The following is a 22,995-nucleotide window of genomic DNA, read 5'->3' as shown; positions in this document are numbered from 1 at the left end:
ACCCAAAGGAGGCCATATGAACATTCCATTGATGAAACTTGATAACCAAACTTTGCTAGACCTGTCTGATTATAGCCATTCGCTGGAGATGGAAAACCTAAGTATTCACCTCTATCTCGAATACAAGGGTGCGAGAACCGGTGTGATTGAAGGTGATGATCCTTTTGAAGAGCCAATTTCTGGCATCAGCCCCAAAGGATTTGCATTGTTAATGTTGGCCAGCTTAAATATGTGCTTTCGGCCTGCGGCAGGCCACCCAAATCGTGAAGTAATGCTGGCCGTTCCCGTCTCGTTTGGCACGTTTCATGTCTACAGCATGTTACCCGGCTGTTGGAAAAAACCAACATCAGGTTCACGCTATCTGGGCTTTACCATGATCTTTAATCAACATCACAGAGCCTTGGCATCGATTATTCAAGCAGAATACCCGGATATATTGGTGCTCCCCGAGCCAGAATGTGAGCAGTTAGTGCTGGCCAGTTATTTCACCATTGATGAAGAGGTGTATTTGGCGGATATCTGCGATGAGGTGTATGGTCAAATTCAGCAGTTTAGCGAAATAGATAAGCGGTTATCTGCTCTAAGTTAGAAAGCAACACCGGAGCAGCATGCCATAGGTTTGAGTCTGTGAAGTGCTGTTCCAAACTGTTATTACGCCGTTGTAGTTTTGCGTTGTCTAATCTGATAATTACTTAACTTAACAGTTAATCTTAGGGTGAGCTTCAGGTATCAATCATTGAAACATCGGTGGTATACACTTGGAATATATCCAACCAAGGAGTGTATCTATGACAAGCCAAATCCTTCGTGACGCTGCCGGACATCCCTATGCTTTTATTGATCATCATCCAGGTGGTGATCAATCCATTCGTACAGTGGATGGTGTGATTGGACGCTATTATGCTGGTATGAACTACACCATGGATTTACGCCGCGGCACTGTTATAGCGAAAGGGAATGCCCTGCAGAGTTTAGTCGCGCCTAAGATTTACTAAGGAGAGTGCCAATGCAAAAGCTCCCGATTTTTTATCGTGATGAAATTATCAGTGATGTTAAGAGCTTTTCTCCGAGTGCTGCTAAGCCTGCGCTTGTTGTAGAGCGCTGGCTTAGCCTTTCACAGCCAATTGAGGTGTGTTCCTTTGAGCCTGTAACACCAGACAGCCTCAAATTAGCTCACGATACTGATTACGTTGATGGCGTAATGAACGGAATTCTTAAGAATGGTTTTGGTAATAAAGATATAGCTGTTGCTAACAGTTGTCTTTATACCGTTGGGGCCATGCTTGCCGCTTCAAGAAGTGCACTTGTTTCCAAGCAGGTTGCCGTTGCACCCGTATCAGGCTTTCATCATGCAGGTTATGCGGATGCGTTTGGGTTTTGCACCTTTAACGGTTTAATCATTACTGCCTTAATGTTAAAGCATGAGGGGGCACTCAGCAAAATAGCGATCCTAGATTTAGACGTGCATGAGGGCGATGGCACTCGGGAGATTATAGACAAACTGCACTTGAACGATTGGATTGTGCATCATAGTTTGGCCTACGCGGTTGACCCAATACCTGACAATGCACCAGCTTATCTTGATTCGCTGCCGAAGGTTTTAACTGAAATGGCCGGTTGTGATCTTATTTTGTTTCAAGCCAGTGCAGATCCGCATATCGATGATCCACTGGGAGGTTTTCTTACAACAGAGCAGCTACGAGAGCGAGACAAGATCGTATTTACTTTTTGTCAGCAGCACAAGATACCACTGGCCTGGAATACGGCGGGAGGGTATCAGCGCGATGAGCAAGGTAACATCTGGCCCGTGCTTGATTTACATGACAATACACTGAAGGAGTGTGTCAGTGCTTACCTAGGAACAGTTCTAGATTAATACTTGAAAAGTATTGATTAATCTGACGCTTAGATTTAATTTGATTGTTTTGAGCAAGGAGGCTTAAATTGCCTAAAGCACCCAGTATTGAGCTATCAGACCTTGACATAGTCTCTGTAATACCTGAAGAACCTGCTGCCCCGATTACATTGGGTGAGATAATCAAACGATTAGAGAATAATCATACATTTGACAAAAAAAGTCTTGAAACCCGCAATTTAGAACAATTTGTTCGTCGTGTAATAAAGAATGAAAAGCTTCGTTTTTATAAGGTATATGAGGATTGTTCAACGCGTCCATTTTTATATGGTCGCCTAAGAAATCCCTATATACAAGCTTTAACTGTATTAAAGCAGCTCAGTTTTCTCAATGACAAGGTTACTCGTTTCTTACCTTTGCACCACCAGGCGATCTTTCAAAGTTCGGCAAAGCAGAACGTGATTGACAGGTGGCAACAATATATCTATGTCGCGCCCTCAGCTGTTTGGCGTTCACCGGACTACAGCGCCGAAGCATTAAGAGTACTTTATTCGGCGATTGAAAATCAGCACCCCATTGCGTTTGATTACCGCAATATGAAAGGGCAAGCCAGAAGAAAACAGCTGATGCCTTGGGGGTTGATGTTTAAAGCAGAAAAGATCTATTTGTTGGGTGTTGAGGTGCACTTAGATATTGATAAACCCGCCTCTTATGCGGTGCATCGAATGGAGAACCTAGCTCCATTACCCATGGAACAGAATTATCGCTGTAAACCAGACACCAAAACGCTTACCCAGATTTGTGAGGAACATGAAATCGGTTTGTTCAGCTCACACCGAGATAAAAAAATTGCCATTGAACTTAAGTTTTATGGTGATGCAGCCCGTTATATCGATGAAACACCGCTAAGTGATGATCAGAAGGTTATTTCGCTTGCCGATGATTGCCGAGTATTAAAAGCAACGGTGCGTGATTGCTACGAACTAAAGAAATTTATTCGAGGCTTTGGCGTGAATGTCGAAGTGCTTGCTCCTGCTGAACTTAGGGCGGAACTTACTGCGGAATTACAAGCGCTGCTTAAGCGTTATGCTGACGCATAAAAATCGTGTAAAGGAAAACCAAGCTATTTCTTATCAGTGGAAATAGCCATCAAAAGGAGAATATATGACCAAGGCCCGCTACCTTACTAAATCCCGCTTTAAGCTTGCGCTGGAGTGCCCAACAAAGCTGTTTTATACGGCAAAGCCAGAGTACGCGAATCAATCTCTTGATGATCCGTTTCTACAAGCCTTGGCTGATGGTGGTTTTCAGGTTGGCGAACTGGCTAAACAATACTTCTCTGGTGGCATTGATATCGAAACACTGGATGTTGAAAAAGCCTTAGCCGAAACGCGTCAATTAATGACGCGCGATCATGTCGTTATTTTTGAGGCGGCAATCCGTTATCAGCAGTTATTAATTCGCGTAGATGTGCTGGTTAAATCGCCGGGTGCAATTCAGCTCATCGAAGTTAAAGCTAAATCATATAATCCAGAAAAAGATGGCGATTTTTTAAATAAATCTGGGAAAATTGACAGTAAGTGGAAGCCTTATCTTTATGATGTTGCCTTTCAGAAATACGTGATTGCTGCAGCCTTCCCCGAACATAATGTTTCATCCTATCTTATGTTGGCAGATAAGCAGCAAGCTTGCCAAAGCGCAGGATTAAATCAGAAGTTTCTATTAACCCGTGATGAGCGATCGCGGCGAGGCGTAAAGGTCATACAATCACTAACTCAACAAGATCTTGCTGTGCCATTGCTTAGAAAAGTGAACGTAGACCATGTGGTTAACAAAATTCTTAGTGGAAATAATTCAGATGACTTACCGCTATCTTCCTTTAGTGAAAATGTAGCGTATTTTTCTAAAGCCTATGCTGACGATGTTCGCTTATCTGCAGAGCTCGGTGCCAAGTGTAAAACCTGTGAATTTAAAACAATGCCTAATCAAACCGAGCTTGCTTTAAAAAGTGGCTTTATAGAGTGTTGGCAACAAAGGCTTGGCTGGCAAGAAAGTGATTTTAACGACGCTAATGTATTATCTCTTTGGAATTTCCGTAAAGCAGATCGTTTTGTCAAAAACGGCCTCATAAAATTAAAACAGTTTACTGAAGAGGACATTGATTTTGATGGAAATCTCAGCACGCCTCTAAGCACAACGGCCCGTCAATGGTTACAAATTTCTAAAGCCAAAAATCAGGACGATACTGTGTTTATTGATAAAGCTCAGTTACGTCGGGTCATGGCAAGTTTTACCTATCAATTGCATTTTATTGATTTTGAAACAAGCACTGCGGCATTGCCCTATTTTAAGGGGATGGTGCCATATGAGACGGTAGCATTTCAGTTTTCGCATCATGTGTTACATCTCGATGGCAAAATAGAACATAAAACGCAGTTTCTTGAGGCCGCGCCTGGTCAGTTTCCAAACTTTGATTTCGTCCGTACATTAAAAGCAGCATTATCAAGTGATCAGGGCACTATATTCCGCTACTCAAATCATGAGAATACCGTTTTAAATCACATTGCTAATCAGCTAGCCGCCTCTGAAGAGGCAGATAAAGACCAGCTAATCGATTTTATTAAAAGTATTACGCATTCAGGTCAGGATAAAACGGAAAAATGGCAAGGTAGCAGAGATATGGTCGATCTGCTGGAGTTAGTTAAAGCCTACTATTTTGACCCCACAACCAAAGGTTCTAATTCACTAAAAGCGGTGTTACCTGCGATACTGAATCGTTCTGATGCGCTGAAAAATTATTATAGTTCTCCAATATATGGCACGGCTGATATGCCTAGCCTTAATTTTCAACACCATACCTGGATTGAACTTAATGATGAAGGAGAGGTTATTGATCCCTATAAAAAACTTCCCAAACTGTTTCAGGATGCCAGTGAGCACGATATTGCATTACTCAGTGAAGCCGATGAGCTTAATCATGGTGGTTTAGCGCTGAGTGCATATGGCAAGCTACAGTTTACTGCCATGTCGGATTATGAGCGGGCAGAACTTGAATCTGCACTTTTAAAATACTGTGAATTGGATACCCTGGCTATGGTTATGCTTTATCAAGGTTGGCAATTTTCTCTAGCTGAGTGAGCATAATTGCAATTTAATGATAGGCTTAGCACTTGCTGGGGTTGTATCAATCAATGATACAACTCTCTGCTACAATCTGCGCCCAGTCAACGATGGAGGGGATATGGAGCAGATTTTTCTAAAAGGTGACCAAGCAAACACCTTAGTCGTAAACCCGATAATTTCAACAGATCTGGCCATTGCCGTTCGTTGGTTAATTAACATCCAACAACATTTTTGCCGGTATCGCTGCGAAAAAGTGCTTACGGGTCTTGGCGTGCCTGATGAGCTGGCGTTTGCCATTTTTACTGAAGAAGCTGACCTAAATTACAACGCTATTATCAACCAGCTTGATACCTTTATTGCTGACCGTCCGCCTTTAGCGTTGGATAAAAATACTCAAGTGTTTGGCACCATGATTGGTTTAACGCCTATTGAGATAGCGGTATTCCGGTTTGTCCTGATAGCGCGTACCTGGGTAGGCATTTTTAATGATGTGCGAAACGCCAGATACTATTCATCTAGCAACGATACGTACGAGATCCTGGCAAATTGTATTGGTGCTGACTTGTACGATGTTGAATTAGCCCTGCACGACAAATCGCCCCTTGCTTTATGTGGTTTGCTGAAGCAGGAGAGGGGGCATACCTTTATTGATCATTTTAGAACAATGAATGTATTCGGAAAGCTCTTCTCAGACAATTTTAATCCGCAAAGCTTACTTGAACAATTTTGCACACGTGTCAGTGAGCCTGAGCTGAACATATCCGATTTTGATTATTTAACTGAGCAAATGACGCTAGCGTCAAAATTAATTTCAGCAGCCATAAATCTCAAACATCGTGGTTGCAATATTTTGATTTATGGCCTGCCTGGTACAGGTAAAACAGAAATTGCTAAGCTGCTTGCGTATCAAAACTCGCAGCAGGTAACAGGCGTTAGCGCTGGATTTGAGCAAGAGGTTTATGGTGCTAAATCCAGACTAAATGCACTTTTAATGTGCCAAAAAATCTACGGCGCAAATGCGGAGCATGTTGTGATACTGGATGAGGCTGACGATGTGCTGCCCAGTCAGATTGGTATTTTACTGGGTAATGCCGATGCGCAAAAATTGGCGATAAACACCATTTTAGAAACGAATAATTGCCCTTGTATCTGGATTTGTAACAGTATTAGGCAGTTCGATGCAGCGCAGCTGAGACGTTTTAGCCAGATTATCCCTGTAAACGCGCCACCAAAGAACACACGGTTGAAAATTGCCCAGCGTTATTTGCAAAACACGGGGGTGTCGGCAGCCTATATAGATGAGCTTGCTGCAGATGACAATATCACTCCGGCGTTATTAGCGAGACTCTGGGCTAATAATACTGTTCTTGGCGAGATGTCGCCTTTACAAAAAGAGCAGTGCTTCGATTTAATATTAAACCCTATGTTAGAGGCACAAACAGGGCGTAACCGCATTAAGCCTGCAAAGAAACTTATTCGCCCTGAGTTATATAACAGCGATTATTCGGTTTCTAAATTAACCAACTATTTAACTCAAGCCGTTGATTTAAAGTTATGTATCTATGGGCCTCCCGGAACCGGTAAAACGAGTTTTGCCCAGTATCTAGCTGATCAATTAGGACGCCCCTTGCTGCAGAAGAAAGCAAGTGAATTGCTGGGTAGTTATGTGGGCGAAACCGAGCGTGCGATTGCCAAGGCGTTTAGCCAAGCACAAAACGACAAGGCAATTTTGCTGCTGGACGAAGTTGATACATTAATTGGCCATCGAAACCAGGCAGAGCGGCATTGGCAAAAAACCATGACCAATGAGTTACTGATGCAACTCGATCACTATCAAGGCACTTTGGTATGTACCACCAATTTTATTGAACAAATCGACGCTGCAGCGTTACGCCGCTTTGATGTAAAAGTGCAATTAAGCTTCTTAAAACCTGAACAAGCAAAATGCCTGTTTAGTGAATGTGTTCAAGCGCTTGGTTTACCAGCACCGTCAACTCCACTTCTGGCGCGTCTGGAAGGAATGCAGCTTACGCCAGCCGATTTTGAGCTTGTCATAAAACAAATGCGATTCAATCCGATTGAACAGATTGATGCTGATGCCATATTGGCTCAGTTAAGGGCTGAGATCGCGTTACGAGGGCAGGTAAAATCTAGAATGGGGTTTGTACTCTGATTTAGCATATTGATAAAAATATTAACAGCGTTGCTAAGAAATTTCATAACTTAATACAGGCATAGCTCAAAAGGTTGAGTAGCCTGCAGCTATCGCTATGTTCAGCTGTATTTAAGGGTTGTTCGTAAATCACTATATTAGTCAACAAGATTGGATGGGGAATTTAATGCAATACATTGAAACGTTAATAGAAAACTGTAAAAAGGCCAAAGCGGCATTGCCTGTTAGAGAGTTTGTTTTATCTGAATTGACAGAGCTGAATGATATTGGAACAGCAATTTATATAATCGAAGAAATTGATGGAGATCCCGCAAGAACCTTCATGACCCTATCAAATTACAAAAAGACCAAGGAACGAGCTTGCCCTAAGCTAAACTCAGCATCCCCTGTGATGTATGTAGGATCTTCGACTACTGGAATTAGAAAACGGATTGAACAGCACTTGGGTGATGGCCCAGCGACTACCTATGCCTTACATTTAAAGCATTGGTTCAAAGGTAAATATAAAATCACGATAAAAATCTATGATCAGCCGATTGAAGTGATTCAAATCATTGAAGATGCGCTATCACATGCTTTGTCGCCAGCTTTTGGTAAAAGTGGTGGCAATAACAAGTAAATGTTCTATCAAAGCAATCTTGCTAGCGGTATAGATGTATTATGTTTTGATTCATCTATAGCTTAACCCGTTGTCGCGCTTAAATATCTCGGGCTTACCTGATCTCGATAAATCATATATAGTCTACTAAATTAACAAATGGAGTCTTGTTGTCGATGAGTAATATTCAAACTAACTTAATTGCCCATTTTAAAAAAATTGGATTTTCGTCACCAGTGTTTACGTTGGCAGAGCCGGAGTTTTTCAAGGTAGTTGTCCGATTTTCCCGTTTTATGCTGCTGCCTGAACTGGCACGATTTCCCGCTCAGGATTCAGACTTACTGGCCCTATAGGGCTCCAGTTTCTTGTTGCTCTGCCAGCCCATCGCTGTGGGTAATCTGACTTTGCTTGTTCATATACCGCTTTACGCTTTTCCAGCAGAGCCGTATCTTGGTGCTGATGCCGCTGCGCCGGTGTCACGAACCTGATACCACTATGGCGATGCTCATTATTGTAGAAGCGTGTAAATTCTAACATCCACTCTCTGGCACTACCTACGGTTGCAAAGCCGCCGGTTGGCCACTGCGGACAATATTTCACCGTCTTGAACAACGACTCCACATACGGATTATCATTGCTCACTCTGGGCCGGCTGAATGAGGAGGTTACACCCCATTCTTGCAATTTTACCCTGAGCGTACTGCCTTTCATCGGACTGCCGTTATCTGAGTGCAGTACCAGTGGTTTAAACAGGCACTGCTCACGGAGTAATGCACGCTGTACCAACTCACTGGCCAGTTGACTGCATTCCTTGTCGTGCACTTCCCAAGCCACCAGTTTTCGGCTGTAAATATCGATGATCGCGTATAAATACCAGTATAAACCGCGTATGCCTGAGGGCATATAGCTGATGTCCCAACACCACACCTGATTGGGTGCTGACGCACTGTAACTGGTGGGCATTGGCCGCTTCTGAGGTGCTTTGCTTTTGCCACGATGGTGCTGTTGGTTTGCCGCTTTTAATACCCGATACATCGTCGATTCCGACGCCAGATAAACACCTTTATCTGCCAACCTCGGCACAATTTGCGATGGCGGTAAGCTGGCATACTCTTCGTCATTACAGGTGGCCAGTATCTGCTCGCGCTCGGTTTCACTAAGCTTGTTCTTCGGCTCTTGCCTGATGGCTACTGGCCGTTTATCTTCAAGCACCACACCTTGCTCATCCCGCCAGCGGCGCAGTGAACGCAACGGTATCTCAAGCTCCTGTGCAGCCTTATCACGCCTGGCACCGGCTAACACGGCTTCATCAAACCAGACCAGGTTTAAGCTGCGTTCACTAACCGACGTTAACTGTCCTCGTCCTCCTCGCCGTAGTACGCTCTGAGCTTTTTTCGCAGCACCAGCAACGCTGCCGCCTCCGCTAAGGCTTTTTCTTTACGGTTAAGCTCGCGCTCTAACGTTTTAATGCGCTTTTTATCTTCTCTAGACTGCTTTTTCTCAGCAGCCTTGCGCTGAGCTTCGCTCATATTGCCCATCACACAGGCACTGCGCCACTCTTTAACCTGCTCAACCAACAAGCCTTTTTCACGGCAATACTGGCTTAACTCAGCCTCTGATAGCGGGGCAGTTTCAATCACCACCGCCAATTTTGCTTCTCCTGACCAATCATCAGGCTTTTGTCCACTTACCGGCACAGCATATCCTTGAGCTTTTAACTGATTACGCCAATTGTACAGCGTCTGCTCGCAAATGCCTTCCTCTCTTGCCAACTGCGCTACTGAGCGACTGACTGGCGGTAATAACTTCTTTAAGATCGCTTCTTTTCTTTCTGGGGATATAGCCATTTCAACCTGCTAACCACCCGCCGTCTGACGCTAACTATTGTGAAAAAAAGACCGGACAACTATCCTGACACGGCGGGTGATGCAATCAGTCCAAATGAATGGTTCTCCGAATGCCCAAAATGTGGGAACAAAGAGTTACAACTTTCACAAGCGGGAAAACTCACTGCATTAATTGCAAATGCTAGGAAATACCTAAATATTTAGACCTAAGACCAAGAAAAAATTTTCTAATAATTGTTATATTGTATATTAACAAATCGAGCCGATCAGCATGCAATCATTTTATTCTTGCAATGAGGCTTTACTAAAAATGTCCATGCTGGACTTACCTAAATGCTAGGAATGCTATGAAAGAACAATCAAATCATCTCTATGAACTAATTCAAAATCAGATAAAAAGTGTTATTCAAAACTTATCCGTGCAACAGAGCAGCGATCGTTTAGCAAGCGATATTTCAGATGCGCTCGAAAACCTGAGTATTCTTAATGAGCAGCTCCAAACTGAACTTGAAAAATTAAAAGCAAACAGTGAATGGAAGCGATTTACGATTGCCCTCTATGGTGAGACAAATGCAGGAAAATCTACATTAATTGAAGCATTACGTTTACAGCTTGGAGAAAAAACTAAGCTAGAGAGCCAGCAAAAATTTAAGGAAATACAAAAGCAGTTTGGATTGAGTCAAGAAGCATTTGACGAGGTGCGTCGTGTAATAATGGATACGGAAACAGCTCTTAACTCTATCGAAATGGAGCTTGATGAAATATCGAAGAAATTCTCTGACCTAGTTATGAAAGCAGAATTATCTGTTCGTCACGTAGAAGAACAAACTACTCAGGAAGCTGCAGCGTTAAAATATCAACATACGGAACTATTAAAGCAACTCGAATCAGACGTTATTAAACTGAATGACCTCCTTGTAAAAATTATCAATGATCGAAATTGGTGGCAAAAAATTCTAGCTTTGTTTTCATCACCGCCTGAAAAAAAACAACTAGCAGAAAAGATTAGTCATTTTGAAAAAGTAAAAAAACAACAGCAGATTGAGAATGAAAACCTGCTAGCTAAACACCATGAGCTTAAACAGCAGGCACTGGCTAACCTTGCTACGATCGATGCACAATATCAACAAGAGAAAACCTCGATCAATAGGAAGCAACAAGAATTACATGAAAGACTGCTCAGTGCCGAAGCTGAAATGAACCGGTTAGATAAGGAAGCGAGAAGACTAACTGAATTTGCTGATGGTCAAATTATAGGTGATGGGCGTTCTGACTTTACTCGAAAAAATACTACTTTTGACTTTAATTTAGGTGAACAACAGTTTTCATTAATAGATGTTCCGGGTATTGAAGGCGAAGAAGCAATTGTTAGTAGTCCGATTGAAGATGCAGTAAGAAAAGCACATGCAGTATTTTATGTAACTCGTACGCCTCGTCCGCCGCAAACGAATGATGGTAATAACACTAGTAAAAAAGGAACTCTAGAAAAAATTAAAACACATTTAGGGGCACAAAGTGAGGTGTGGTCTATTTACAACCATCCTGCCAACAGCCCTCGCCAGTTAACCTCGCCATTATTAAATAATGATAATCTAGAGAGTTTGGCTGCGATGGATGGAAAGTTAAAAGCGGAATTAAAAGAGCAATACTGTGGGAGTTTTGTTATTAGTGCTCGGCCTGCATATCTTGCACTGACAGAATGTATTGTACCTGGAAGTAGAGATGCGACAGAGCAGCGTAAATTCATAGAGAAATTTAGTAACATCCAAACTGTATTGTCGTTAAGCGGCATGACGGATTTTGTCAATTTTTTACAAACTACGATTATCGGCGATTTTAAAAACAAAATACGTCGGTCTAATTTAAATAAAGCTTATAAAGCTCTCGAAACCTCTTTAAATGAGATTGAAAAAGAAAAAACTAAATTTTCCAGTATTGAAATAGAATTAAAGCATGAGGTTTCCAATGCAAAGTCACAAATTAACGTTGGCTTAGAAGAATTTACAGGTAATTTAAATACGGCATGTAGCAAAATCCGTCGTTCGTTTAATGATGAAATACAGACGCATATTTATAATGATATCGCAGGCGATATAAGTAACGATGAATTCAAGCGTAAATTAAAAAATTTGCTCAATAAAAACGCTGATGCAATTCAAGAAAAATTGAAAGAAGCAATTCAACGTGAAGCCAACGCTCTAGGGCACAAAATAGAAAATATTATTAAACGTTCTGCTCATCACTTAAAAAATATTGTTGAAGAACAAAATAGTACATTTGGGAAAACCAGAGATTTTAACGTAAATATCAATATTGATAGCGGTTTGAAAGTTAGCGGATTAGTTGCAAGTGGAATTGGCGCTGCTGTAGGGGTTGCATTCTTATTAAGTAATCCCGTGGGATGGACTGTTGCATTTGTCGGCGGAGTTCTGGCTCTTCTGGGGTCGATGGTTGGAATTGCCAAATCTGTATGGGGCTATTTCGATTCAGACTATAAAAAGTCTCAGCAAAGAAAAGAAGCGGACAAAGTACTGCGTGAAGCAGCTAGTAACATTGAAACTGAAATGGATAATATAGTAAATCAAGTTAAAAGCGAAATCTCAATTGAAATGGATAAGATCAAGTCGCTTCTTGATGAGCCAGTAGAACAATGTATTGGAATTAGAACTTTTTTATACCGAGCGAATGACGAATTAGCTGCTATTGCTCGAAACGTAAAATTATAAGAGGATATTATTATGAGTGAAACTATCGTTGAATTTAAACATCAACAGCATAAAATGCTTCAAGCACTTCAAAAATTGGCATCTTTCATTCAGAAAGGTCAGGCTTACGGGTTGAGTCCTGATACTGCTATGTTAAATAAGCTCTCGACTGCCTTAAAGAGTTCTGAAGAAGGCATATTAAAAGTTGCTTTGATTGGAGGGTTTTCAGAGGGAAAAACATCTATTGCAGCAGCTTGGTTGGAACGTTTAAATGGCAGTATGAATATTAGTCAGCAGGAGTCATCCAATGAAGTGCAAGTATATCGCTTTGATGATGAGATTGAACTAATTGATACGCCTGGACTTTTTGGCTTTAAAGAGCAGTTAAATAGCGAAGGTCAAATTGAAAAATACAAAGAAATTACAAAAAAGTATGTTAGTGAGGCACACTTAGTACTGTATGTAATGAATGCTGTTAATCCAGTTAAAGAAAGCCATCAGGACGATTTGACTTGGTTATTTCGAGATTTAAACCTACTGCCTCGAACCGTTTTTGTTTTAAGTCGTTTTGATGAAGTTGCTGATATAGAAGACGATTGGGACTACAATCAAAATTTAAAAGTGAAAAAAGATAATGTTATAAGTCGTTTGAAAAGCTTAATTCATCTTAATGAGAAAGAAGCAAAAAACTTAAAAATTGTTGGTGTATCTGCAAATCCATTTTCTGAGGGCACTTCGTACTGGTTGGATCATTTAGAAGAGTTCAAGAAAATTTCTAGAATTTCGACCCTGCAAGAGGCTACTCGGCAAACAATCAAAGAAAACGGCGGGATAACACCTATTGTAATTGAGACACAAAAAAGTATTATTCAAGATGTATTAGGTAGGCAGATGCCGAATATAAAAGAGCAACAAGCTCTTCTAGATAATGAGCTGCTTAAATTATCTGATACGACAAGTCATTTGCAAAATGAACTTGCACCAATGGAGTCCAAAATAGCAAATGTGCGTGTAGAGCTAATTGAGTTCGTAAGTAGTCATTTCACCTCGCTTATTCGGCAAGTCAAAGGAACTGATTTAACAACCTTTACTGATTTTTATGAAAGTGAAATCGGCGCTGAAGGCATTGTATTAAACACAACAATTGAAAAAGAGTTTAGTCGTCAATGTCAATCTATATCTAGTAGTCTTCATCGTATCAGTTTGGATTTTGATAACGAAATGTTACGTTTTGAATCATCAGTTGGCGCTGATTTAGCTATTCAAGGGATTTCAAATCTAAAAAATATCAAACTAAATAACACACATATATTAGCTGCTCGTGATGGCATTGTCTCAGCCGGCAAAATGGTTGGTGTAGATTTAGCTAAATATATGAAATTTAAACCTTGGGGTGCTGTTAATTTTGCTGCTAAAGCCAATGCATTGTTGGCGGCTTTTAGTCTTTTGATGGAGGCTATTGATAGTTACAAAAAAGCTAAAGCTGAAGAGGAATTCAGAGAAATGGTTGCAAGTATTGTGTCATTGCTAGAAGAGCAGCGAAAAGGCTTATTAGACTCTTTAAACCAAGAGGATTTTCTTAATCAGCTTTTCCCCGCTTATAAAAAATTGCGAGATAATTTAAATACAGTTTCACGGGCTAACGAGGAGATTTCTACCCGTAAGCAGTCTTTTGATGAATGGCAAAGGGAGGGAGAAATTATTGAAGGAGAATTTCGTTTAATCGCTGAAAGCCATTTTTAGTCTTTGCAAATAATGGCGAAGCACTGAATTTTGTTAAGTAATTAAATTTGTTACATCGTACATCGAGGGACTGTAGCTAATTCTCATGAAGCAATTTAGTTAAAATTCAAAGGCAGGCATTTCCTGATAATCAAGGGAAGTGTCTGCTCTATTCATACAAATTTGGCCAATTAGATGATAATTAGTTTGTAAGTGGTTATTAGGTTAAGTTACAAGTGCTTGTAATTTTAGGGTAATTTGTCATTTTAGGATATTTTCTTATGACTCAAATTTTGGATGCACGACCTTTAAAAGTATGAAACTTGCTTGTGAAGTGTTTAAAAAAAGCCAAAAGATATTATACGGGTTGTGTACAGACCCTGTAACTAATAAAAATAACAACTTGGAAATGCAATAATGAGCATGGACAGCAAAATAGATACGACTAACTATAGTTTAATAAAATTATGGCCTGAGTTTTCTAGGCTTTGGGCTGGCGATTTTACCTCAGCAGAGGGCTTAAGTGCGGCGTTTGTTGCGGCACTTTTCACTTTAGCCATTATCTTTTCAGTGATGTCGCTTGTTAACTATATTAGAGCAAGTCGTCATTTGAGTTTTTATAAGCGTTTATTAAAAGGGCTTACGGTTGAGCAGTTATTAGACAAGCGCCGTGAGTTAATCAATACCGCCTTACAAAATCAGACTTATGGCCGACTATGGCGGGAGTTTGATGAGTCTCTGGTGCATATTCCGCAAAAGCAACGCCTTTGCAATACGCTTGATGCCGCTCACTTTTTTAATACTCACACTATTTCACGCGGCTTAACCGAAAACCGTTTGTTGGCTGCAGTACCAGGCTTTCTTACCGCTATTGGCGTTATAGGTACTTTTGCAGGGTTGCAGCTTGGTTTGGGGCCTTTGGGCGCGTTAGACCCAGCTAATGCCAAAGTGGATGATCTAACCCACGGTATTTTCGGCATGATTGGTGGGGCATCGATAGCCTTTATGACCTCGGTTTGGGGTGTGTTAATCAGTGTGCTGTTTAACTTTTTTGAAAAATGCCTTGAGCGTAATATTCGTTCTGCCATTAGTTCTTTCCAAAATGAAGTGGACTATTTATATCCGCGTATTACTGCTGAGCAAAGCCTATCAAATATTGAAGACTTTACCCGCCAGAGTAACGAGAGCCTAGCTGCGCTGGATGAAAAGATTGGGCACAAAATGCAAGAGGCTATGAAAGAAGCCTCCAATGTGATCAGTGCTAGCGTAGCGGATAGCCTAAACACCATACTCGGGCCAGCAATTGAACGACTCGTCAATAATGCACACTCTGGCTCTGAAAAGGCGTTGGAATCCTTATTGGATCGCTTCTTACAAGGCATTGGCTCTGCCGGAAACTCACAAAAAGCGATGATGGAGCAGGCGGCAAAAGATATTGCAGCCGCCTCTACTGGTATGACGGATGGTTTAAACCAGTTTACCGCTAAGTTAGACGGCCAAGTGAATAATCTTATGCAACGCAATGCTGAGGTGTTGAACCAGGTTAATAGTTCAGTGCAGCAGCAGCTTGAAGCGCAAACTAAACAAGAGCAACAACGCCAGCAACAACTCAATACCAATCTTAATGAGTTTATGCACAGCATGAAAATGCAGTTATCTGCATTGGCTGAGCAAAACGCTACTACGTTAAAATCCGTACAAGCCGCGTTTTCAGAACAAATGGCTGAGCAGCAAGGCCGAGAGGCAGCAAGACAGCAGCTTCTGCAACAACAGCAAGTGGCACAACAAGAGCAGGAAAAACAACGGCAAGAGCAGCTTACCGTTAATTTGGCAAACTTTATGGGCAGCATGAAAGCCCAGCTTGCTGAGTTGGCGGAGCAAAACGCTAGTACATTAAAAAATGTACAAGGTGAGTTAAGCGGGCAAGTTGAAGCACAGCAAAACCGTGATGCAGTTAGGCAGAAACAACTGCAAGACCAACTTTCGGTATTCCAGGCTGCTCAAGAGCGGGTAACGCAAGGCATTGATAATGTATTGGCGGTACAGCAACAACAAAACACTGAACTCTTAAGTGGTTTACGCGCCGTTATTGATAGATTTGAAGCCCTATCTGGCAGTCATCAAAATGCCACTTCTGCCATGCAAATGGTTTCCAGCGAATTAAAAGCGGGTTCAAACCAATTAGGTTTGCTCTCTTCTAATCTTAAAGCGGCTATTGATACCTTTGGCCAGCAATTATCTGCCGCCCTTAAGCACGCCGATGAAGTAACGAAAAACAACGCTGAGTCAGCTGAAATGTTTAAGGACGTTGTTGCAGGATTAAATCGGGCTGGCGATCAGATTACTCAAGCATCAAGTACGTTAAATGAGGCATCAGGTAAAGCTGAGAATGGTTTAACTGCTGTAGATAAACACTTTAATGCATTGTCTCAGTCGTTACAGACGCATTTGGCTGAAGTACAACGGCAGGTGGCAGATCTACTGACTTCTTACAGTGACAGAGTGAAAGATCAAACTGTTGCCCGGTTAAATGTTTGGAATGAGCATACCGCAGCCTATATTGGCGCAATGACAAATGCGGTTAGTGCACTAAACAGTGTTGTTGATGAAATCGATGGCAAAGTCAGTCGCCGTCATGAAGGTACTACTGTATGAGGGGGCTAAATAGCCGCGGAAGCAGCCATCAGGTGGATGAAGAGAACCCATATTGGATTTCTTTTTCAGACATTATGGCAGGCTTGCTGGTAATTTTTGTGTTAGCAGCCGTAGCGTTAATTCTGGAGCTGACACAAAAAAGTGAGCAATGGGATGAGGCAATTCGGGAAATTGCAAAAGCAGAACAGGTAAGAAAAGACTTGCTGCGGGAAATAGAGCAAGAACTTAACGCCATGAATATTCCAGTGAAAATAAGCGATAACGATACGGTTTTGCGCATTCCTGAAGATGTTCTTACCTTTGCCCAGGGGCGATTTGACATTCCGGATGATGCGCGTTCGCAGCAAAATGCTTTGGATATCGGCCGTGTGCTTTTTAACAGCATTACCAAGGAAGAGCGCTGGAAATATCTGGATACCATTTTTGTTGAGGGGCATACCGATCCCGTTCCATTTCGTAACAATGCGATAAAAGGTAACTGGGGGCTTTCAACATTCCGGGCTATTTCAGTGTGGAATTATTGGAATGAGGCCATGGCGCAAAGCTATCGCCTTGATGCTTTAACTAACCATGTTGGAAAACCGCTATTTTCAGTGAGTGGCTTTGCCGAAACGCGGCCTATACCTTGTTCATTGGGAAGTACTGAGGTAGCTGATAGCAGTATCTGTCCGGATGGTGTTATGACTGCTGAAGAATCGCATAGCAAAAATCGAAGAATTGATATTCGCTTTACCGTGCGTCGGCCTGCATTGGAAGAATACCAAGCGGTAAAACAGGTGATAAACTAACGATGCGCTTGCCAGATTTAACCTTTGAGCTGCCGGATTGGAAAGCCTCTGATTTTACGCGGATACATGATGCTGAGAAGAAGGTAAAAATGATCGGCCGTAAAGCGGGAACTGGCTCTGATTCATTTCAGAAAGCTTGCCTTAAATTACTCAATATTGTGCTGCAAAAGCAGCCGGAAAAGCTCGTCTCCAATATTACAAGTAGCGTTGATGTCAGGGCCTTTACCTTTTTGCTTGGGGTTTCAGAAGAGTTTATCAGGCAGTTTTCTTTAACCCGTGCTCAGCTGGATGTGTTGATAGCGCCCCGTGACCCCATTAGTAAGTTATCTTTGCTCCAGTTGATTCGTGCTTATTTTGTTCGCTATGACTCTATCGCCAACACTCAGGTATTAGCGGATTGGCGCGCTTTGATTTGCTCGCAACTTAGTCAGCTAAAGTTGTCAGCTGCGCCAAGTGACTTAGCCTCTTATGTTAAGCATGCAGCAGTATTGTTTTCCGCAAGTGGCCCAGCGCAGGTGGTTGCATTTGCCAAAAACAAGCAAAGTGATTTGGATGGTGTATTGCGTGAGCTGGGGTTAAATGCTTTTAGTCATGGCCGTTTTCTTACTTTGTGTCGCTACCAATATTACCTTGAAACATTAAAAACGATACCTGTTGGTGCTGAGCATGACATTTTAAGTGAGGTTGTAAAATCAGAAGTCATTAATGCCCCAATTGATGACAGCCATTTGCTAGGCCATGCGGTATTGGAGATTTTAATTGATCGTGCTGCAGGTTCACCAATTTCACCTGCCTGGCAGAGTGTTATCTTAAGTATTGCCGGAGATCCGCGAGTACCAACCTCTAGCCCTAATTATCAAAAATGGTGGGTATTATTAGGCGAACAGCGTATTGGCTTAATGCGTGGCTGGTTAAGCCGTTTCGATCTTGCGCTATTTTTGAAAGTGCTGGAGCAAAGTGCTCGTGATGGCAGTATTGGGGATATGGAGCGTATGTTTGAGCCCCGTAAACAGTTTATGGAGGGCTTGCTAGAGCAAGGGTTGGTAAGCCAATCTCGTTTGTTTTTAAGCCGACATGCCGAACATTATCTTCGAAAATCCTTTAAGAAAGAAGAGCTTCCAGAGTACGCGCTAGTAGATTCCCCAGAAACGTCAATGATTTATCTAAATCTTGCTGGCAAAGTGCATATGATTGAAGGGAGCCATAGTTTTACATTGAAATTGCTAGATAAATTACCAAGTAAGTTTAATTTGCTGGATTACAATAAACGCAGTTTTGCTGACGCTGAATTTAGAACCAAGATTGCCCTGTTATATCACAAAGAATTTCGAAATAGCTCTGGAATAGAAGAGTTGAGACATGATGTGCATTTAAACTGGCAACATAAAGCAATCCAATTTTTAACTGACCAACGCATTCCCGTTTCAGCTTTTGAGTTGATTGGTGCTGCACGGTATCGGGAATATAAGTCGAAGTTTGGGGTGAGTTAGTATGGGAATCCGCGATCTTATTCGAGGTTTTAGAACATCAGGGCAAACAAATTTGTTGCACTGGCGCATAGATCCGGTTGAAGGTGTCGACTTTATTATTGATCGTAAAGCGCTTGCTGACGAAGAAGGTTATGCGATTAGAAACCCCTATTTTGGGATGCAATTGGCTTACCTAAAAGGCATGCTTGAGCAAAACAAGGCAGTAAGAAACGCTGATGGCTTTACCATCTTGTCGCAAGATATTGTGGGATTGGGTGAAGACTTTATTACGCTCTTTGATTTTCCTGATTTTTATCCCGGCAGTTTTAATACCCGTTTTGAAGGTAACACAGGTAAAGCTGCATTTAACGTTGCCCTTGAGTTGATGCTACCTGGTGGCGATAGTGTTCCCCGTTTTACTGTTTTCGGCCCTTTATTAAAGCTTGCTGATAACGAAATGTATATGTTACAGCCAGCGGAGTGGCGTGCTGTGCAGGCACTTAAATTTCATCAAGGCTTAGCTGCTGATAAGCGTGGTGAGTATGAAAATAATTGGTTAGTGTTCCAACTGCAATTAGCAAAGCGAGCAGGTATGAAAATTAACCTGGCGCATTTTGAGAACCTTGAAGTTTTCCAGCCTGAGAAAGTTGGTGTAGCTGTTGATACCTTACCTAACGGTGATTTAATACTGACACCCTCTTTTGGTTCAGGAGTAAATATTGATGATATCCATAACCGGCTTGGGCAAGTCGGCTCTGACGATAAACAGTGTATTCTTAGAGTAAAAAATAAATTTGTTTTACTGGATGAGCAAAGGCTGGAAGCCACAAAAGAAATTCTAACTAATAGACGCATCCCTAAGGCACAGGTGGCTTCTTTTTTGAAGTCGCCTACTGCCTATTTAAATGCAGCATTAATCGACTTAGATACCGGCTTTTCGTTGCGGGTGCATGGTGCTGAAAAATTTTGTCAGCGCTATTTCGGTGACGTGGAGAAATCTGGCGTAAATTGGTTTGGCAATACAGACGATATTGTTGAACCTGTTGAAAAGCTTACTACCATTATTGATGATCAGCAGAAACTTGATGAGGTTAGGGCGCTATTTGCGGATGCTCAGAAGACTGGCGCTGATATGATTGATGTTGACGGTTGCACTTTTGATGTTTCTGATAAGCCAAAAGTTCAAAGCACACTTGATGATATTCAGTTGGCGATTGATGAGGGCAGGCTTACCCCGAAACCAGCCGAGCAGGGGCTTACCGATGAAGAAGTTACTACCACTGAAAGAGCCGTTGTTGCGATAGACAGCAACGATGACAGTATTGAGTACAGTAAAGACTCACGTGTGACAGGCCTTGATTTATCACAAATTACCTTTTCCTCTGAAAATCTTAAGCGCTTACCTTTTCCACATCAGGATGAGGGAGTACGTTGGTTTCTGGCGCATTTAGAGCAAATTAAAAGTACAGTGGAGCCCAGTGGGGCAATGTTGGCTGATGATATGGGGTTGGGTAAAACCTATATGACATTAGTCGCAATTGCAGAATGGTATAGATGTTGTAATCAACTTAACGAGCCACAAAAACCAGTACTTATTGTTGCCCCGTTAAGTCTTATTGAAAACTGGCAAGCTGAGGTAGCTGTAACCTTTAATCAATCACCATTTAGTGACATTGTGGTTTTGCAAGCAGGGGGCGATTTAAGCCGCTTCAGGCTGGAAGGGGCAGGGCGAGAAACCTTACAGGAATTTGTAGATGACGATTTGATTCAGGATGCAGATTCGATTCGTTATGCGCTTAAAATCGGTAAAGTATATGGCTCTGATCGATTGGATCTGCCACGGCGTTTGGTATTAACAACCTACCAGACACTAAGAGATTATCAATTTTCTTTAAGCCGGGTAGATTGGAGTATTGCTGCCTTTGACGAAGCGCAAAATTTAAAGAATCCCAATGCATTATCTACTCGGGCAGCCAAAGGACTAAAAGCTGATTTTAAATTACTCGCTACTGGTACGCCTGTAGAGAATACGCTTAAGGACTTTTGGTGCTTATTTGATACCGCAGTTCCGGGATTACTTGGAGCCTGGCAAGCATTTAGGAAAGATTTTATTGCGCCGATTTTGTCGGCTTCTGCAGAGCAAGTTAACCAAGTAAGGGTTGATGTTGGGCGTGAGTTACGGAAAAAAGTGGGTGACTACATGCTTCGGCGCACTAAAGCGGAAAAGCTAAAGGGGTTACCAGAAAAGCGGATTTTTAGTGGTGATGCTGAAGCGGATGAAGGTAGTTATTTACCTGTGTTGTCAGCAGTGATGTCAGGCCCGCAGCTTGCCTATTACGACGACATAATAACCAGTGTTAAATCCTGCAAACCTGAAGAAAAGCGCATGGTAATTCTACCGAGTTTGCGCAAGTTAAAGGTTGCCAGTATTCATCATGAAATTGATGCTAAAGCGGCGATCCCTAAAGTCAGTAATGAACTGTTAAAGCAAGCGCAGTTATCTGTAAAGCTGCAATCCTTAGTTGCCATACTTAAAGAAATTGAAAAGCGAGCTGAGAAGGTCTTGGTATTTGCAGAGACCAAAGCTGTTCAAGCTTATATTTGTGCGTTGGTGACCAGTATCTTTAAGGTGCAAGTTGAAATCATCAACGGTGATACTCAAGCTGTGTCAACTAAACACGAAACGCAAACCCGCAAAGCCATCATCGATCGTTTCCAAACTGCCGCAGGTTTTGGCGTGATTGTTATGTCTCCGGTGGCTGCCGGTGTTGGGTTAACCGTTGTTGGTGCTAATAACGTTATTCACGTTGAAAGACACTGGAACCCTGCCAAAGAGGCCCAAGCCACCGACAGGGTTTATCGAATTGGCCAAACCCGTGATGTAAATGTTTATATCCCTATGGCGTTACATCCAAAACTACGTTCCTTTGATCAGCATTTAAATGGTTTACTGGCAAACAAAGTTGACCTGAGTGATGCGGTAGTAGCGAATCCGACTATAGAGCCCAGTGATTTGGCGGGGTGTTTTTAACCATGAATATTCAAAAGAACAGTTCTATATTATCCCTTTGCTGGAGTACAAAATGAGAAAATTTTTTGCCGTTGGTTTGATGCTGCAGCTAGTAATGCCGAACTGTGTAAATGCAGCAGAGAACAATCTCATAACAATTTCTGAGTATGCTTCAGATTTTTCAGCGAATAAACTAAATAAGTGAGTCAATTATGAGTGCTTATATCTATACATGGAATCCTAAACGGTGGGCATGGGTTGATTTTGGGGACGCAGTGTATCGTATTTGTAACGGTGAAAGATATGATACTGCTTGGAGCTGCGGAAATACAAAGAGGATAAAAGTTGGTGATGTCTTCTTTCTAATAAAACTTGGAAAGGAGGTAGAGCAGAAAGGTATAATTGGTTGCGGTTATGTTTCATCTGACTATTATGAATTACCTCATTGGGATGAGAAAAAAGCTGCTGAGGGGAAATTAGTAATTGTTAATGATCTTCTATTTAAATCGCTCTCTGATGAGCCACTGATTGCTCTTGAAGACCTAAAACTCAGGTATCCCGATAGAAATTGGACTCCTGAGAAGGGTGGTACAAGCGTTCCTGAATCAATCGCGATTGAAATATTTAACCTAATACAAAAACAATCCCCACATATTTTCACTTCTGAAAATGCAGATGACATTCAAATTTATACTGAAGGCAAGCCAAAGAAAATCACTACTAAAACTTATGATAGAAGTGCCGATGCCCGTCAAAAATGTATTATTCACTATCAGTATAATTGTTCCGTTTGTAACTTTAATTTTAAATCTGAATATGGAGAATTAGGATCAAATTATATTGAGGTCCACCATCTCCGTAGGTTAGCCGATATTAATAAGGAGTATACAATTGATCCAATCAAAGATCTCAGGCCTGTTTGTGCAAACTGTCACAGGATGCTGCATCGGCGCACACCGCCGTATTCTATAGAAGAACTTAGAGACCTTATTAAGGAAGCTAAAAGGTTAAACTTACCAAAATAGCTAATTTCACTTATATCAAAATCAG

Annotated in this window: 15 protein-coding genes; 14 read left to right on the top strand and 1 reads right to left on the bottom strand. The window is 41.7% G+C overall.

What is annotated here, in order from left to right; translation table 11 throughout:
• Positions 1–16: 16 nt before the first annotated feature.
• The 7 genes from ACUJFK_RS10580 to ACUJFK_RS10550 all read left to right on the top strand — a co-directional run bounded on the left by ACUJFK_RS10580 (position 17) and on the right by ACUJFK_RS10550 (position 7,770).
• On the top strand, positions 17–589 hold the full coding sequence (locus ACUJFK_RS10580; RefSeq protein WP_445424811.1) for a hypothetical protein: 573 nt from the start codon (positions 17–19) through the stop codon (positions 587–589).
• Positions 590–788: 199 nt separating this feature from the next.
• On the top strand, positions 789–995 hold the full coding sequence (locus tag ACUJFK_RS10575) for a hypothetical protein (protein WP_229585690.1): 207 nt from the start codon (positions 789–791) through the stop codon (positions 993–995).
• An 11-nt stretch (positions 996–1,006) separates the two neighbouring features.
• The gene (locus ACUJFK_RS10570) at positions 1,007–1,876 is read left to right on the top strand and encodes a hypothetical protein (RefSeq protein WP_445426775.1); all 870 of its coding nucleotides are present in this window, start codon (positions 1,007–1,009) and stop codon (positions 1,874–1,876) included.
• A 68-nt stretch (positions 1,877–1,944) separates the two neighbouring features.
• Entirely contained in the window at positions 1,945–2,955 is a 1,011-nt protein-coding gene (locus ACUJFK_RS10565; protein WP_445424810.1) for a helix-turn-helix transcriptional regulator, read from the top strand.
• A 64-nt stretch (positions 2,956–3,019) separates the two neighbouring features.
• The gene (locus tag ACUJFK_RS10560) at positions 3,020–4,993 is read left to right on the top strand and encodes a DUF2779 domain-containing protein (protein WP_445424809.1); all 1,974 of its coding nucleotides are present in this window, start codon (positions 3,020–3,022) and stop codon (positions 4,991–4,993) included.
• A 103-nt stretch (positions 4,994–5,096) separates the two neighbouring features.
• A complete protein-coding gene (locus tag ACUJFK_RS10555) occupies positions 5,097–7,151 on the top strand; it encodes an AAA family ATPase (protein WP_445424808.1) in 2,055 nt (684 codons plus the stop codon).
• Between the two features lie 166 nt (positions 7,152–7,317).
• Positions 7,318–7,770, top strand: coding sequence for a GIY-YIG nuclease family protein (locus ACUJFK_RS10550; protein WP_445424807.1), 453 nt, complete (start codon positions 7,318–7,320; stop codon positions 7,768–7,770).
• A 270-nt stretch (positions 7,771–8,040) separates the two neighbouring features.
• On the opposite strand, the gene ACUJFK_RS10545 is transcribed toward ACUJFK_RS10550, so the two are convergent.
• Positions 8,041–9,596 (bottom strand): IS3 family transposase gene (locus ACUJFK_RS10545; protein WP_445424806.1). Its coding sequence is split into 2 segments (ribosomal slippage): positions 8,041–9,113 and positions 9,113–9,596, totalling 1,557 coding nucleotides; the frame shifts between segments, so codons are not numbered across the junction.
• Between the two features lie 347 nt (positions 9,597–9,943).
• Here ACUJFK_RS10545 and ACUJFK_RS10540 point away from each other — a divergent pair.
• From ACUJFK_RS10540 to ACUJFK_RS10510, 7 genes are all read left to right on the top strand, one after another.
• The gene (locus tag ACUJFK_RS10540) at positions 9,944–12,322 is read left to right on the top strand and encodes a hypothetical protein (RefSeq protein ID WP_445424805.1); all 2,379 of its coding nucleotides are present in this window, start codon (positions 9,944–9,946) and stop codon (positions 12,320–12,322) included.
• A gap of 12 nt (positions 12,323–12,334) precedes the next feature.
• Positions 12,335–14,044 (top strand): LeoA/HP0731 family dynamin-like GTPase, encoded by a 1,710-nt coding sequence (locus ACUJFK_RS10535; protein ID WP_445424804.1) that lies wholly within the window; start codon positions 12,335–12,337, stop codon positions 14,042–14,044.
• Positions 14,045–14,440: 396 nt separating this feature from the next.
• Positions 14,441–16,678 carry an anti-phage ZorAB system protein ZorA gene (gene zorA, locus ACUJFK_RS10530; RefSeq protein WP_445424803.1) on the top strand — a complete coding sequence of 746 codons (2,238 nt, stop codon included), beginning with the start codon at positions 14,441–14,443 and terminating at the stop codon, positions 16,676–16,678.
• On the top strand, positions 16,675–17,466 hold the full coding sequence (locus ACUJFK_RS10525; RefSeq protein WP_445424802.1) for an OmpA/MotB family protein: 792 nt from the start codon (positions 16,675–16,677) through the stop codon (positions 17,464–17,466). The genes zorA and ACUJFK_RS10525 overlap by 4 nt, the downstream gene beginning before the upstream one ends.
• A 2-nt stretch (positions 17,467–17,468) precedes the next feature.
• Positions 17,469–18,956, top strand: a complete 1,488-nt coding sequence (locus ACUJFK_RS10520) for an EH signature domain-containing protein (RefSeq protein WP_445424801.1) — start codon at positions 17,469–17,471, stop codon at positions 18,954–18,956.
• 1 nt (position 18,957) lies between these two features.
• Positions 18,958–21,966 carry a DEAD/DEAH box helicase gene (locus ACUJFK_RS10515; protein WP_445424800.1) on the top strand — a complete coding sequence of 1,003 codons (3,009 nt, stop codon included), beginning with the start codon at positions 18,958–18,960 and terminating at the stop codon, positions 21,964–21,966.
• A 191-nt stretch (positions 21,967–22,157) separates the two neighbouring features.
• On the top strand, positions 22,158–22,970 hold the full coding sequence (locus ACUJFK_RS10510; RefSeq protein WP_445424799.1) for an HNH endonuclease: 813 nt from the start codon (positions 22,158–22,160) through the stop codon (positions 22,968–22,970).
• Positions 22,971–22,995 lie beyond the last annotated feature (25 nt).

This window comes from Alishewanella sp. HL-SH06 (genome assembly GCF_052656265.1).
The sequence above is the reverse complement of the archived record's forward strand: the minus strand, read 5'-3'. Positions and strand labels throughout refer to the sequence as shown.